Source organism: Sphingobacterium sp. ML3W (assembly GCF_000747525.1).
Lineage (GTDB): Bacteria > Bacteroidota > Bacteroidia > Sphingobacteriales > Sphingobacteriaceae > Sphingobacterium.
Map to the genome: position 1 here is coordinate 3,168,024 of NZ_CP009278.1, position 13,706 is coordinate 3,181,729.

A 13,706-nucleotide genomic window follows, 5' to 3' on the forward strand; every position below is an offset into this window, starting at 1 on the left:
TCTAGCCTATCGGTACTTTGTTTTAATTCGGTCACTCGATTAAGATTTCATGATACGGTCTGGACCTCCATTATCATCCGAAATGATTCGCATTTCTGTCTGTGGATATGGAATACCAATATTATGTTTATCTAAGGCATTTTTTATGACCTCTTGATTTTCATTTCTTGCTGGCCAATAATCTTCTTTCTTTGCCCAAGCACGAATGGTCAGGTTAACAGAACTATCACCTAAATCTTTCACAAATACATCAACAGCAGGAGTCTTCAAAATACGAGGATCGGCATTTAACACATTCTGAATAATTTCACGTGCCTCCTTAATATTGGCATCATAAGAAATGCCAACAGTATATTCAAACTGTCTATTGGTAATTTTAGTATAATTTTGAATAATAGAGTTCGCCAATGGACCGTTTGGACTAAATACTCGAACACCATCAGCCGCAATTAATGTCGTGTACAATATATCTATCCTTTCCACTGTACCTGAAGTATTATTACTACTGCTCACATAATCTCCCACTTCAAAAGGTCTAAACAATAGAATCAAAATACCACCAGCAAAATTACTTAAACTCCCCTGCAATGCCAGACCTGCTGCCAAACCAAATGCTGATAAAGCAGCAATAAAAGAAGTTGTCTCAATGCCCATAGTACTTGCTACAGTTAAGAACAATAAGGCATAAAATACAACACGTAATATACTCATGACGAATCCACGTATCGACAAGTCAACATTCCTTTTTTCAAAGCGTTTACTAATAACGTTAAGTAAGAACTTTACGACATAATTACCTATTATCAAGATAATAATCGCAGTAATTATACTTGGAGTTTTTAAGAGGACGACATCCAATAATTTTTCTAGACTTGTTTCTAATCTATTCATCTTGTAAATGTTTTTATTTCCTATAAATATAAGGAATGAGTCATAAACTGGCAATAAAATAGTTAATCGTTGAAAAACACCATTAATTCTACAATTGAAACACATATTAATGTGTATTTTGAAGTAAATTTGTATAGTGTTAAAGAAAAGTACCATACCTGTTTTAGATAACTGCTCGATTAATAATGATTCAAGCAGTCCGCTATTTGTCGATCACCTTGCCGATTACATCGCCAAGCATCACAATATGGTATTTCCTCATAAACACAATTTCTATCATTTTGTACTTTTCACAAAAGGGTCAGGCAATCATTTAATCGATTTTGAAAAATATGAAATAGAACCGTATCAAATCTATTTCATGGCACCCGGTCAGGTTCATACTTGGAATTTCAACGGTGACGAAGAAGGTTATGTCGTCAACTTTGACCCCGAATACTTTCAATCCTTCTTACTAAGAACAGATTATCTAAGTCGGTTCTCCTTTTTAAGTGGGCAGCAAGACCAGATTGTATTTACAATTCCTGCAACGCATCGAGCTGCAGCATTGAATACATTTGAATCCTTTTACAGATTAAACCAAAACACAACCGCCACAGATTTAATCCGTGTGACCCTGTTACAGCTCATACTATGGATAGAATCATGGCATGGTACCAAAACAGAAAAAACAAGTAATCCATATAATTACACCATTTTTCATAACTATCTACGATTAGTGGAAAAAAGTTTCAAAGAAATCAGATTGCCTAAAGCCTATGCGGAGCAATTATTTATCACACCCAATCATTTAAATGCGATATGCAAATCCTACATTGGTAGTGCTGCAGGTGAAATTATAAGGGATCGTGTACTTCTTGAAGCGAAAAGATTACTGGTCAACAAAAACCTAAACATCAATGAGATTGCTATTGAATTGAATTTTAATGACAACTCTTATTTTACAAAATTTTTTAAAAAAGCAACGGGAATGACTCCCGACGAATTCAGAAAAAACAATAGTTAGATATGAAAGAGAAGGAAACTACTTACGAATTATCAGAATTTAAAGCCGCCTCTAAAGCACTTTGCCCACGCTGTCGAAAAGGATCTATTTTCACAGGAAACACTTACGGCTTTAAGACGCAGAAGATGAATACACACTGTGATTACTGTGGCTTACGATATGAACGTGAACCAGGCTATTTCTATGTTTCTATGTTTGTGAGCTACGCATTTACAGTTGCAGAAATGGTATCTTCCTGCCTTCTGGCATTTCTAATAACAGGAAATGACGATTCATTTTGGCTTTATGCATCTGTGGCACTCTTAAGTGTGCTAATTTTAAGCCCATTCAATTATCGTTATTCGAGAGTCGTTTTGATGTATTGGTTAAGTCCGGGCTTGAGTTACGTTCCAAATATTCAGAAAAAAGAGATCAATTCGACAACACGCACGTTATAAAGCAGATAATCTTTAACTTTATAATATGAAGGATTTAATTTATCTTGATAATAATGCAACAACTAAAATTCTGGATAAAGTATGGGATACCATGGTTCCCTATTTTATCCAGAATTATGGAAATGCCTCCAGCATGCACCATAGCATGGGGCGCGAAGCAAATGCTGCAATAGAAAAAGCGCGTATGCAAGTCGCACAAGCATTAAACTGCCAAACAAAAGAAATTTTCTTCAATTCAGGTGCTACCGAAGCCATTAATACCGTTTTAAAAGGAATTTATAAGAACTATCAATCCAAGGGCAAGCATATCCTCACGGTCAAGACAGAACACAAGGCGGTGCTCACTACCTTGCAGGAGTTGGAAAAAGAAGGAGCATCTGTTACCTATCTAGATGTTGATGGTTCAGGAAAAATCAAACTTACCGACCTAGAAGACAATATTACGGATGAGACTATCTTGGTGTGCATTATGGCCGCAAACAATGAGACGGGATATATACACCCTATAGCCGAGATTGCAGCAATATGCAATAGAAAAGATACGCTATATTTTTGTGACGCCACACAATACATCGGTAAAATTCCACTGGACCTTAACCATATCCCAATTGATATATTATGCCTAAGTGCTCACAAAATACATGGTCCAAAAGGAATTGGAGCCCTATTCCTACGCCGTAAATCAAAACCCATACAAATCAATCCGCTCATTATAGGTGGCGGACAAGAAAATGGATTCCGAGCTGGTACATACAATGTGCCTAATATTATAGGATTAGGCAGTGCAATAGCACAAATGTCTCTTAACTTAGAAAAATCTGAATATATTACAACCTTAAGGGTCTATTTAGAAGAATCTTTAAGTAGCATACCTGAAGTATATATTCATGCAAAGAATACATCACGACTACCCAATACAACCTCCATTTGCTTTAGGCATATACATGCCAGCGAGCTGATGACACGTTGCCCGCAGTTAGCATTGTCCTCAGGTTCGGCCTGTGTTAGCGGTACAAGAGACCCTTCTCATGTACTTCTCGCAATGGGCGTCACCAAAGAAGATGCATTAGCTACAGTGCGATTTAGTTTAAGTATTTACAGTACGATGGAGGAAATAGAGACAACTATCAGGTTGGTTAGATATGCTGTCACTAAGATTAGAGAAAACTCCCCTATTTGGCAACTCTTCCAAGCTGGTCTTATTACTTAATTATTACATTTGCGACCACATTTAAATTGGAAATAAAAAAGAAGTTATCGTAATTTGTAACATTCAATATTAATATAATAATTCAGCGATATGGTAACCGTTACAGACAAAGCAAAATCTCGAATTGATGAGATAATGAGTACTGAAAAATATGACAGCAGTTATTTTGTTCGTGTTGCTGTCGAAAGCGGAGGCTGTTCTGGCTTAAGCTATAATTTACATTTCGACAACGAAGAAAAAAAAGGTGACCAATTTTGTGAAGATAATGGAGTTAAAGTTTGTTTAGATATCAAGTCATTCCTATATCTAGCGGGAACAGAACTTGATTACTCCGATGGATTGGATGGCAAGGGATTTGAATTTCACAATCCTAATGCAACGAGAACCTGCGCTTGTGGAGAAAGTTTTTCTGTCTAAAGAAAATAAACATATTAGAAATGAGGTCACCATAGGAATATGGTGACCTTCTTATTTATAAGATATCATCAATTATGGTAAATTCTTGCCATCACATCAAAAATATATCATGATGTAAATAAATTTACCAACGATACCTTGTTATATCTGAAATATTGTTATTTTTGAGGCAAATTGAAAAAAACAGAATTTGTTTTGAAGATGACTTCAATCAAATTCTTTACAGATACAAATGAAAAATAGATAACCAAGAGGCTATTTTTTGATATTATATACATTTCATGGATAAAAGAAAGTTATTAAAAACTGAAGTTGCGATTAGTTTTGTAAAGGATACTTTTGCACAACAACTTAGAAATAATTTAGGATTGATTCCTATCTCATCTCCTTTGGTTGTTTTAGATGGTACAGGTATAAACGATGATTTAAATGGTATTGAGAGACCCGTTGCTTTCCCAATTAAATCACTACAAGAGCGTAAAGCGGTTGTGGTTCATTCACTTGCTAAATGGAAACGTTTACGCTTAAAAGAATTAGAACTAGAAGTAGGTGAAGGAATATTGACAGATATGCGTGCCCTTCGTCCTGACGAAGATTACACACCCATCCACTCCATTTATGTAGATCAGTGGGATTGGGAGAAAACCATTTCAGCAGAGCAAAGAAATTTTACCATCTTAAAGGATACGGTACTTAAAATATATGATGCATTACGTTTCACCGAAAAACAAGTAGAACGTCAATATCCAGATATTAAAGCAGTATTACCAGAAGAAATCACTTTTATTTCGTCTGAAGACTTATTACAGAAATATCCTACATTCACCCCGAAAGAACGTGAAAATGCGATTGCTGAAGCCTGTGGTGCTGTATTTATTTATGGCATTGGTGGTGTTCTTTCAAACGGCGAACCTCATGATGGTCGTGCAGCAGATTACGATGATTGGAGCACAGACAATGGCAATGGCACCAATGGACTCAACGGTGATATATTGGTATGGAATACGGTTTTAAAGACTGCTTTCGAATTGTCATCTATGGGTGTCCGTGTCGATAAAGCAGCTTTACAAAAACAACTTACCATCAGAAATAATCCGGAACGTGCAACATTATCTTTTCACAAAATGCTTTTGAATGATGAGTTACCTGACGCTATCGGCGGTGGTATTGGCCAGTCAAGAGTATGCATGTTCATGCTAAAGAAAGCACATATCGGTGAAGTTCAAGTAAGTATATGGGACGAACAAGAAAAACAGTCTCTACAAGAAAAAGGAATTCATTTATTATAATCGAATTTGATTACAAAAAAAAGGTCTGCTGATAGCAGACCTTTTTTTTGTAATACTTTATGTACTTTTGTAACATGCAAATAGACGCCATATTACAAAAACTCCATATCTCTTCGCTAAACGAAATGCAGAAAGAGGTAATGGAAAAATTCCAAGAAAAAGAAAATCTCATCCTGCTTTCACCAACCGGCTCAGGAAAAACATTAGCTTTTGCACTAGCCTTGATGAAAACATTGGATAAAGACATTACAGACGTTCAGTCTTTGATCTTGGTTCCTACTCGCGAATTGGCTTTGCAAATCGAATCTGTATTAAAAAGAGTAGCCACTGGTTTTAAGATTACCTGTTGCTACGGTGGTCATGATACAAAAACAGAGAGAAATAATTTAAAAAATCCACCGGCTATACTTATCGGTACACCAGGACGTATTGTTTACCACCTTGAAGGGAAACATTTCGACCCTACACAAATCAAAACGCTGGTTTTAGACGAATTCGACAAATCCTTAGAATTGGGATTTCAAGAACAGATGTCTTTTATTATCGAACACTTAACAAGCTTACAGACAAGAATGTTAACCTCTGCTACCGCAATGAAAGAAATACCCACATTCACAGGGATTTCCTCGTCTATAGAAGTTAATTTTCTCAACCATACGCATAGCACGCCGGCATTAACCATTAGAAAAATAGTTGCTCCTATTCACAAAAAACTAGAAGCACTATTTCAACTGTTATGCAAAATAGGTAATCAAAAGGTACTCATCTTCTGTAATCACCGTGATGCAGTGGACCATATCAGTGAATTACTTCAAAATCGCGATATTATTCACGACGTTTTCCATGGTGGACTTGAGCAAAGTGACCGTGAGTTGGCACTATTGAAATTTAGGAATAACAGTAATCATATCTTAATCACCACTGACCTTGCAGCCAGAGGACTTGACATACCAGAGATTGATGCCATTATTCATTATCAGTTACCCTATAGAGAAGACGACTTTACACACCGAAATGGTAGAACCGCTCGTATGCAAGCAAAAGGAGAAGTATTCATTATCTTAAAGCCGGATGAAGACTATCCATACGTCGCTAATGATATTGCCATAGAAGAAATTGATGGTGAATATGATTTGCCAAAAAACTCGGAATTTGCTACTCTTTACTTTTCCGCAGGTAAAAAAGATAAGGTAAACAAAGTCGATCTCGTTGGTTTCCTATTGAATTTAGACGTGATTGAAAAAAATGACGTCGGTATTATTGAGGTCAAAGACAGGGAGTCATTCGTTGCTGTAAAACGCTCTTTAGTAAGTACTATCTTAAAATACTCCAATCAAGGAAAAATTAAAGGAAAAAAGATTAGAATTTTAAGAAGTTAAGAACCTTCTTCTTCATAAAATGGTAATTATCACCTATTAAAAAAATACCAGATTAGATTTTTCAATCTTTAATCTGGTATTTTTCATTTATCACTTTAGACTTTTTGCTTATCTTGTCCTTTCAAATCATTAATCTAAAACCATGAAAAAAGTACTAATCATTTTTTCAGTTTTCCTCATAACCATCTCACTTCAAGTGAAGGCTCAAGTAACACTCGAACCAAACTATGTAAAAGAACATTATGAGAAAAAAGAAATAGCAATCCCTATGCGCGACGGAGTAAAATTATTTACTACAATTTATACCCCCAAGGATAAAAGTCAGCAATATCCCGTTTTATTGAACCGTACCCCATATACCGTGGGACCATACGGCGAGGATAAATTCAAGGAAAGCTTAGGTAATTTTCCAGCCATGACAACCGAAGGATACATTTTTGTTTATCAAGATGTGCGCGGTAAATGGATGAGCGAGGGAACTTTTGAGGATATCAGACCAACAAACTTAAAAAAAGGAAAAAGAGAAATTGATGAAAGTACCGATACCTATGATTTATTAGAATGGCTAAGCAAAAACTTACAAAACTACAATGGTAAAGCAGGTATGTACGGAATTTCGTATCCGGGCTTCTATTCCACAGTAAGTCTTGTCAAAACACATCCATCACTAAAAGCCGTTTCCCCTCAAGCCCCAGTTACAAATTGGTATATGGGTGATGATTTTCATCACAATGGTATTCTATTCACCGGAGATGCATTCAAGTTTATGTCAAGTTTTGGTATCCCCCGTCCCAAGCCAATTACACCAGACCAAGCGCCACAGACTTTTCAGTATCCTTCAAAAGATGTTTACCAATTTTATTTAGATGCCGGCACAGCCAAGGATTTAAAAGATAAGTACTTCGCCGATTCGGTTAAATTTTGGAACGATGTGTTTGCGCACCCCCATTATGACCAGTTTTGGAAAGACCGTGAGATATTACCACATGTAAAAAATGTAAAACCTGCCGTAATGATCGTTGGTGGATTTTTCGATGCAGAAGATACCTATGGGACATTTGAAACCTATAAAACAATCGAAAAACAAAATCCAAACAACAATTCGATACTAGTAGTAGGCCCTTGGTTCCACGGTGGCTGGGTAAGAGGTGATGGAAGTTCTTTCGGCGATATACAATTCGACCAAAAAACCAGCGTAACCTATCAAGAGCAGTTCGAATTACCTTTCTTCAACTACTACCTAAAAGGAAAAGGTGACTTTAAGGCTTCTGAAGCAAACATCTTCATCACCGGTAGCAATCAGTGGAAAGCTTTTGAAAAATGGCCCCCGCAGGAAGTAGAGGATAAAAAGCTTTATTTACAGCCCCAAGGAAAACTCGGTTTCGATCAGGTAAAACGCACAGATTCTTGGGATGAATATGTCAGCGACCCCAATAAACCAGTACCTTACCAAGCAGGCATCATGGAAAGCAGAACGCGTGAATACATGATTGACGACCAACGGTTTGCTTCTTCAAGACCAGACGTAATGGTATATCAAACAGAGCCTCTGGCAGCGGATCTCACAATAGTAGGGCCTATTAAAAACTTTCTTAAAGTATCGACCTCAGGAACTGATGCCGACTATGTCGTAAAATTGATAGATGTCTACCCTGCTAATAGCCCTTCTTTCAATAACAAAGTGATGGACGGCTATCAAATGTTGGTGCGTGGAGAAATTATGGCCGGTAAATACAGAAATGGATTTGAAAAAGCAGAAGCTATGCAGCCCGGTTTTGTAACTGCAATTGATTATACCATGCCAGATGTTGCGCACACATTCAAAAAGGGACATCGTATCATGCTTCAAGTACAAAACACATGGTTCCCGCTTGCAGAACGAAACCCACAACAGTTTTTTGAAGGATATGAAGCAACAGCAGGCGACTACCGGAAAGCTACACATCGCATTTTCCATGACGTCAATAATTCATCTTATATACAATTTGCCATTTTAAAATAGGTAGCATGCTTTACCCCTTTTTTCTTGCCTTACATTCCGCTAGCAGATGGATTATTATCTGTTGTATCATCCTGCTCTTATTGCCGGCCTATTGGGGCTGGAAAAAAGGACATAAAGTAACCAAATTGGACCATAGCCTACAAATCGCAACAATTATACTACTCTACTTACAACTTATGATCGGCTTAACCCTTTATTTAGAAAGTCCGATTGTACAGTATTTTATCGAAAACTTCCAAACAGCAATCAAATTGCGTCAAGTACGTTTCTTTGGTATGGAGCATATCACGATGATGACCATTGGCATTACCGTATTTACAATAGGCTACATAAAAGCCCTTAAAAAACAAAGCAGCGCAGATAAATTCAGAACGATATTTATCTACACTGCTTGGGCTATGTTTATTATCTTCACTTCTATCCCTTGGGAATTCTCCCCATTAACGAGCAGGCCTAGCTTTAGAGCTTTTTAAACTTCACATTATACACCTTTCCAATTAGGCGTTCTTTTTTCCGCTCGCGCGGCCATACCCTCCTTAAAGTCATGACTTGATCTCAATTTTTCTAATTGCTCAAGTAAAAAAGCGTACTGTTCAGTCGATTTAAGACCACCCAATTGCTTAGCTGCCTCAAAGCCCATCTTAACCGCTAAAGGTGCCGCAGAACATAGCTTAGTAAACAAAGCGGGCAAGACCTCCGGCCTTTGGTCTAAAAGTTCATATACGATGCCCATACTCTTCATATCCTGCGCCGTAATTACCTCTGATTGGATACACATATCCAAAGCTTTATGATAAGGTAAATGTTTCAGTAAGCCAACTAAGACCTGAAATGGAAATAAACCGATCTGAACCTCAGGCAAAGAGAACTGCACAGCCGAATGCGCAAAAACATAAGTACATTCCAAAAGCAGCAGAAATCCTCCAGCAATAACATCTCCTTGCACGACTGCGATCGATGGTTTATTGAATTGAGACATGACTTCTCCCAATGATAAATTCACATGCGGAATCGCTTTTACCCGATCCTCAAAAACTGGATTTTCAAAAGCTTTCAAATCCATCCCAGCGCAAAATATTGGTCCTTCCGCATCTAATACCAATACCCGAATTTCAGGGTCTGAATTTGCGAATTGTAATGCATGATGAATCTCATCAATCATCGCCGCAGTGAATGCATTACGCTTTTCGGGACGTGCAAGTGTTAAGTAAAACACATGATTTTCGATTCTTTTCTTTATAAACCTATAATTTACATCAGAATACATAAAGTCTTGATTTTAAGATATTATTTTAATAAACTCACTACTTAAGGTCAGTATTTTATCCTCATATTTCCCTTCGAAATAGCCCAATAAATCTTCCGTCGGAATGTTACCGACCAATTCATCTTCTGCAAATGGACAACCACCAAACCCCAGAATAGCGCCATCAAATTTTCGACAGCCTGCTAAGTAAGCCGCATTAATTTTTTCAAGACTACTCCACTTTGGTGAATGAAAATGGGCACCGATATTCAAGGCAGGAAATTGTAAAATAGCCTGTTCAAAGAGCTGTGTTATCTGCGACAATGAAGCCTCAGAAGTTGTATCTGCGAACGAGAACTCGACAACACCCAACGCTGCAATTTTCCCCATCCAATCTAGAACTAGCTCATTGCTCCAATCATCACCAAACGGATTTCCAAAAGCCATTGAAATATAGACGACCATTTCTTTTTGATGGCTCATGGCCATCTCCACAATGCCTTTCAAACGTTCAAATGAATCCGCAATGGATGCATTTGTATTGCGTTGTTGAAAAACCTCTGATATCGAAAAGGGATAACCCAAATAGGTGAGATTTTCAGATTTCACTGCACGAGAAGCGCCTTGTTCATTGGCAACAATAGCCAATAATTTAGTTTTATTAGATGGATACAACTGTTCCAGTACTTCTTCCGTATCTACAAGCTGCGGAACAGCCTTTGGCGATACGAATGACCCACAATCAAGCCAATCGAAAAGTTCACTCTGCAAAAGCATATTTAAATACTTCACTTTTTTTTCCGTCGGAATAAATCGCGATATACCCTGAATGGCATCTCGTGGGCATTCCACCAAAATTATATCTTCTCTTTTAGGCATCTTTTTGAATCTCTCTGGAAATCACCATCTTCTGAATACTAGAAGTGCCTTCCCCAATTGTACATAATTTTGCATCTCTAAAAAATTTCTCTGCAGGGTAATCTTTTGTAAAACCATAACCACCAAAGATCTGCACCGACTCATTCGATACGGAAACCGCAGCTTCTGAAGCATACAACTTAGCCATCGCTCCGATTTTAGAAATACGCTCTCCTTTATCCTTCATATAGCCCGCCTTACGAGTCAATAATTCCGCAGCCTCAATGTCAGTAGCCATTTCAGCAAGCTTAAAGCCCACAGCTTGAAATTCAAAAATCTTCTGATTGAATTGCTCCCGCTCATTGGCATATTTCAACGCACATTCATAAGCGCCACGTGCTATACCAAGCGATAATGCAGCAATTGAAATACGTCCACCGTCCAGCAATTTCAATGCCTGAACAAAGCCCTGACCTTCCTCACCGATCATCTGCTCCTCATGAATACGACAATTGTCAAAAAAGAGACATGCTGTTTCTGAAGCACGCATACCGAGTTTGTTTTCTTTCTTACCGGCAGAGAACCCTTCTGTTCCCTTTTCGATAATAAAAGCAGTAACTCCTTTTTTATCACCTTTGTCACCCGTACGAGCAAGTACAACAGCCACATCTGAACTAATAGCATGTGTAATGAAGTTTTTAGATCCATTAAGCACAAAATAATCACCATCTCGAACCGCTACCGTAGCTAAACCTCCAGCATCAGACCCCGAACCTGTTTCTGTAAGCCCCCAAGCACCAAGCCATTCTCCGGTCGCCAATTTGGGCAAATATTTTTGTTTCTGGCTGTCATTGGCAAAACTTAAAATGTGATTTGTGCACAACGAATTATGTGCTGCCAACGAAAGGCCAATTGAACCGCATACTTTGGAGATCTCATCCAAAATAGTAATGTACTCCTGATATCCAAAACCAGAGCCACCATACGCTTCAGGAACAATAATACCCATAAAACCATGCTCACCTAATTTCTTAAATAAAGCCACAGGGAATGTTTGTGACTCATCCCATTCCATGATGTAGGGACGAATATGAATTTCTGCAAAGTCTCGAGCACTTTGGCGGATCATCATCATTTGTTGTTCATTTTCAATAAACATAAATGTTATCTTTAATTTATAATTGGAATTCTGTTATTTACAATAATAACAAAATTATAAGACCTTTTTTTAGACAAACTCAAAATATAATGTTAAATTTATCACATATTATCAAATCCTTAATTTGACAAGCTTAAAATCCAATTATAACATGAATGCACTACTTGTAGAGTTAGAACAAAAGAGAGCACAACTTCGTTTGGGAGGTGGTGAAGATAAAATCAAAAAATTAAAAGCTAAAGGAAAGTTGACCGCTTGGGAACGTATCGAATATTTACTCGACAGCAACAAGGAGTATATCGAACTTGCCCAATTTGCTGGAGATAATATGTACAACGAAGAAGGCGGTTGTCCAAATGCTGGCGTTGTATGTGTACTTGGGTATGTAAAGGACGAGTTATGCGTCATTGTCTCCAATGATGCGACAGTAAAAGCAGGTGCTTGGTTTCCGATCAGCTGTAAGAAAAACCTACGCGCTCAAGAGGTCGCAATGGAAAACAAGATTCCCATCATCTACTTGGTTGACTCCGCTGGAGTTTTTTTACCTATGCAAGATCAAATATTCCCAGATAAAGAGCATTTTGGACGCATTTTCAGAAACAATGCTAAAATGTCGGCCATGGGTATACCACAGATTGCTGCCATCATGGGAAGCTGTGTTGCTGGAGGTGCTTACCTACCAATCATGTCCGATTACGCATTCATCGTTGAAGGAATGGGCTCCGTATTCTTAGCTGGCCCCTACCTCGTTAAATCGGCTATAGGAGAAACTGTAGATGCTGAAACACTAGGTGGTGCAAGTACTCATTCTGATATCTCAGGGGTAACAGACAATAAGTTTCCAGATGAAGCAAGTTGTCTAGATGCAATAAAAGGCGTTATGGATAAACTTGGTACACATCCAAAAGCAGGTTTTAATAGAAAAGAATCGAAAGCCCCCGTAAGAAAAACCGAGGAAATAGCACAAATACTACCATTAGACCGTACCAAACCTTATTCCATGCACAAACTCTTAGAAACTCTGGTTGATGAAGGAAGTTTTGAAGAATATAAAAAGGACTATGGCAAAACGATAGTTTGCGGATTAGCACGCATAGACGGATGGGCAGTTGGTATCGTAGCCAATCAACGCGAAATTGTGAAAGCAAAAAAGCCTGCTGGTGCAATTGAAATGCAGATGGGTGGTGTTATTTACAGTGATTCGGCAGATAAAGCTGCACGCTTTATCATGAATTGTAACCAACAATTGATTCCTCTAGTCTTCTTACAAGATGTGACCGGATTTATGGTCGGCAGTCGATCAGAACAGGGCGGTATAATTAAAGATGGTGCTAAAATGGTCAATGCCATGGCAAATTCCGTAGTTCCAAAATTTACATTTATAATCGGGAACAGCTATGGTGCCGGAAATTATGCGATGTGTGGAAAGGCATATGACCCTCGATTAATCTATGCGTGGCCTACCGCACAAATAGCCGTTATGAGTGGCGCAGCAGCTGGCAATACTTTATTGCAAATTCAAGAATCAGCATTAAAATCCAAAGGGGTTAACATATCTGAAGAAGAAAAAAACAACTTGCTGGATGATATCAAAAAACGGTATAAAGAGCAACTCAGCCCATACTATGCCGCCGCAAGAATATGGGTGGACGGCGTAATTAGACCTGATGAAACCAGAAACGTAATCAGCCTTGGTATAGAAGCTGCCAATCACAATCCAATAACAGAACGCTATAATGTAGGCGTAATACAAACCTGATTAGTACAGCCTATATAACGGGTATTTTAGTTGCTCTAACCTTAATGAGATGA

13 protein-coding genes are annotated in these 13,706 nt (G+C 38.0%); 9 read left to right on the forward strand and 4 right to left on the reverse strand.

Translation table 11 applies throughout. From position 1 onward, the window contains the following. Positions 1–39 precede the first annotated feature (39 nt). Positions 40–891, reverse strand: coding sequence for a mechanosensitive ion channel family protein (locus KO02_RS13525; RefSeq protein ID WP_038699086.1), 852 nt, complete (start codon positions 889–891; stop codon positions 40–42). Positions 892–1,027: 136 nt separating this feature from the next. Between KO02_RS13525 and KO02_RS13530 the strand changes: the two genes are divergently transcribed. The 8 genes from KO02_RS13530 to KO02_RS13565 all read left to right on the forward strand — a co-directional run bounded on the left by KO02_RS13530 (position 1,028) and on the right by KO02_RS13565 (position 9,104). Continuing rightward, complete coding sequence (locus tag KO02_RS13530) at positions 1,028–1,897, forward strand: helix-turn-helix domain-containing protein (protein ID WP_038699088.1); 870 nt, start codon at positions 1,028–1,030, stop codon at positions 1,895–1,897. Between the two features lie 125 nt (positions 1,898–2,022). Further along, positions 2,023–2,334: a DUF983 domain-containing protein gene (locus tag KO02_RS13535; RefSeq protein WP_316929676.1), complete on the forward strand. Its 312-nt coding sequence runs from the start codon at positions 2,023–2,025 to the stop codon at positions 2,332–2,334. 25 nt (positions 2,335–2,359) lie between these two features. After that, entirely contained in the window at positions 2,360–3,544 is a 1,185-nt protein-coding gene (locus KO02_RS13540; protein ID WP_038699092.1) for a cysteine desulfurase family protein, read from the forward strand. 90 nt (positions 3,545–3,634) lie between these two features. Continuing rightward, entirely contained in the window at positions 3,635–3,961 is a 327-nt protein-coding gene (locus KO02_RS13545; protein ID WP_038699094.1) for a HesB/IscA family protein, read from the forward strand. 281 nt (positions 3,962–4,242) lie between these two features. Then, complete coding sequence (asnA, locus tag KO02_RS13550) at positions 4,243–5,250, forward strand: aspartate--ammonia ligase (RefSeq protein ID WP_038699096.1); 1,008 nt, start codon at positions 4,243–4,245, stop codon at positions 5,248–5,250. Between the two features lie 125 nt (positions 5,251–5,375). Continuing rightward, on the forward strand, positions 5,376–6,629 hold the full coding sequence (locus KO02_RS13555) for a DEAD/DEAH box helicase (RefSeq protein ID WP_235212259.1): 1,254 nt from the start codon (positions 5,376–5,378) through the stop codon (positions 6,627–6,629). Between the two features lie 142 nt (positions 6,630–6,771). Then, a complete protein-coding gene (locus tag KO02_RS13560; protein WP_038699100.1) occupies positions 6,772–8,631 on the forward strand; it encodes a CocE/NonD family hydrolase in 1,860 nt (619 codons plus the stop codon). 5 nt (positions 8,632–8,636) lie between these two features. Next, entirely contained in the window at positions 8,637–9,104 is a 468-nt protein-coding gene (locus tag KO02_RS13565; RefSeq protein WP_038699102.1) for a hypothetical protein, read from the forward strand. An 8-nt stretch (positions 9,105–9,112) separates the two neighbouring features. Here KO02_RS13565 and KO02_RS13570 read toward each other — a convergent pair whose 3' ends face one another. From KO02_RS13570 to KO02_RS13580, 3 genes are read right to left on the reverse strand one after another with little or no spacing between them, the layout of a single operon-like run. Next, entirely contained in the window at positions 9,113–9,898 is a 786-nt protein-coding gene (locus KO02_RS13570; protein WP_038699104.1) for an enoyl-CoA hydratase/isomerase family protein, read from the reverse strand. A 12-nt stretch (positions 9,899–9,910) separates the two neighbouring features. Next, positions 9,911–10,756 carry a hydroxymethylglutaryl-CoA lyase gene (locus KO02_RS13575; RefSeq protein WP_038699106.1) on the reverse strand — a complete coding sequence of 282 codons (846 nt, stop codon included), beginning with the start codon at positions 10,754–10,756 and terminating at the stop codon, positions 9,911–9,913. Beyond that, on the reverse strand, positions 10,749–11,894 hold the full coding sequence (locus tag KO02_RS13580) for an acyl-CoA dehydrogenase family protein (RefSeq protein ID WP_038699108.1): 1,146 nt from the start codon (positions 11,892–11,894) through the stop codon (positions 10,749–10,751). Before KO02_RS13580 ends, KO02_RS13575 begins: the two co-directional genes overlap by 8 nt. A gap of 151 nt (positions 11,895–12,045) precedes the next feature. On the opposite strand from KO02_RS13580, the gene KO02_RS13585 reads away from it, so the two are divergent. Further along, positions 12,046–13,653: an acyl-CoA carboxylase subunit beta gene (locus KO02_RS13585; protein WP_038699110.1), complete on the forward strand. Its 1,608-nt coding sequence runs from the start codon at positions 12,046–12,048 to the stop codon at positions 13,651–13,653. Positions 13,654–13,706 lie beyond the last annotated feature (53 nt).

What these genes read in the sequence shown, in the direction of transcription:
- KO02_RS13585 (WP_038699110.1), top strand. Translation starts at nt 12,046, where the DNA reads ATGAATGCACTACTTGTAGAGTTAGAACAAAAGAGAGCACAACTTCGT.
- KO02_RS13555 (WP_235212259.1), top strand. Translation starts at nt 5,376, where the DNA reads ATGCAGAAAGAGGTAATGGAAAAATTCCAAGAAAAAGAAAATCTCATC.
- KO02_RS13580 (WP_038699108.1), bottom strand. Translation starts at nt 11,894, where the DNA reads ATGTTTATTGAAAATGAACAACAAATGATGATGATCCGCCAAAGTGCT.
- KO02_RS13540 (WP_038699092.1), top strand. Translation starts at nt 2,360, where the DNA reads ATGAAGGATTTAATTTATCTTGATAATAATGCAACAACTAAAATTCTG.
- KO02_RS13525 (WP_038699086.1), bottom strand. Translation starts at nt 891, where the DNA reads ATGAATAGATTAGAAACAAGTCTAGAAAAATTATTGGATGTCGTCCTC.
- KO02_RS13570 (WP_038699104.1), bottom strand. Translation starts at nt 9,898, where the DNA reads ATGTATTCTGATGTAAATTATAGGTTTATAAAGAAAAGAATCGAAAAT.
- KO02_RS13535 (WP_316929676.1), top strand. Translation starts at nt 2,023, where the DNA reads ATGAATACACACTGTGATTACTGTGGCTTACGATATGAACGTGAACCA.
- KO02_RS13565 (WP_038699102.1), top strand. Translation starts at nt 8,637, where the DNA reads ATGCTTTACCCCTTTTTTCTTGCCTTACATTCCGCTAGCAGATGGATT.
- asnA (WP_038699096.1), top strand. Translation starts at nt 4,243, where the DNA reads ATGGATAAAAGAAAGTTATTAAAAACTGAAGTTGCGATTAGTTTTGTA.
- KO02_RS13545 (WP_038699094.1), top strand. Translation starts at nt 3,635, where the DNA reads ATGGTAACCGTTACAGACAAAGCAAAATCTCGAATTGATGAGATAATG.
- KO02_RS13560 (WP_038699100.1), top strand. Translation starts at nt 6,772, where the DNA reads ATGAAAAAAGTACTAATCATTTTTTCAGTTTTCCTCATAACCATCTCA.
- KO02_RS13575 (WP_038699106.1), bottom strand. Translation starts at nt 10,756, where the DNA reads ATGCCTAAAAGAGAAGATATAATTTTGGTGGAATGCCCACGAGATGCC.